Source organism: Nocardiopsis lucentensis DSM 44048 (assembly GCF_000341125.1).
Taxonomy (GTDB): domain Bacteria; phylum Actinomycetota; class Actinomycetes; order Streptosporangiales; family Streptosporangiaceae; genus Nocardiopsis; species Nocardiopsis lucentensis.
The window spans coordinates 1-611 of the sequence record NZ_ANBC01000967.1; the positions used below are offsets into that span (position 1 = coordinate 1).

The 611-nt window shown below is 68.7% G+C and carries 1 protein-coding gene; it reads left to right on the forward strand.

Going from position 1 to position 611, the window contains the following annotated elements:
* The coding region (locus D471_RS37470) for an acyltransferase domain-containing protein (protein WP_040692419.1) at positions 1–611 on the forward strand (611 nt) is incomplete at both ends.

The following is a 611-nucleotide window of genomic DNA, read 5'->3' on the forward strand; positions in this document are numbered from 1 at the left end:
GTCCGACTCCTCGACCAGGCCCAACCCTGGCCCGAGAACGACCGGCCACGGCGGGCGGCGGTCTCCTCATTCGGGGTCAGCGGCACCAACGCCCACCTGATCATCGAACAAGCAACAGAACTCAGCCAGGCCCAGGACAGCCCTGACATTCCCGGTCCTGTTCCTGTGTTGCTGTCAGGTCGGACCCCCAAGGCGTTGACCGACGCCGCCTCCCGGCTCGCCGACACCATCGACCACAACCCAGAAATGAACCTGGGCGACATCGCCCACACGATGGCCCGCCGCACCACCTTCGACCACCGCGCCACCGTCCTCGCCCACACCACCCAAGACCTGGCCACCCACCTACGTCACCTGGCCGCAGACGAACCCGACCCCGCCGTCATCACCGGTGTCGCGGCCGACGGCAAACAGGTCCTGGTCTTCCCCGGCCAGGGCACCCAGTGGACCGGCATGGCCGCACACCTCCTACGCGACCAGCCCGCCTTCGCCCAACGACTCCACGCATGCGCGCGTGCCCTGGCCCCCCACACCGACTGGGACCTGATCGAAACCCTCACCGAGGGGCGGTCGTTGGACCGGGTCGACATCGTCCAACCCGCCACCTGGGC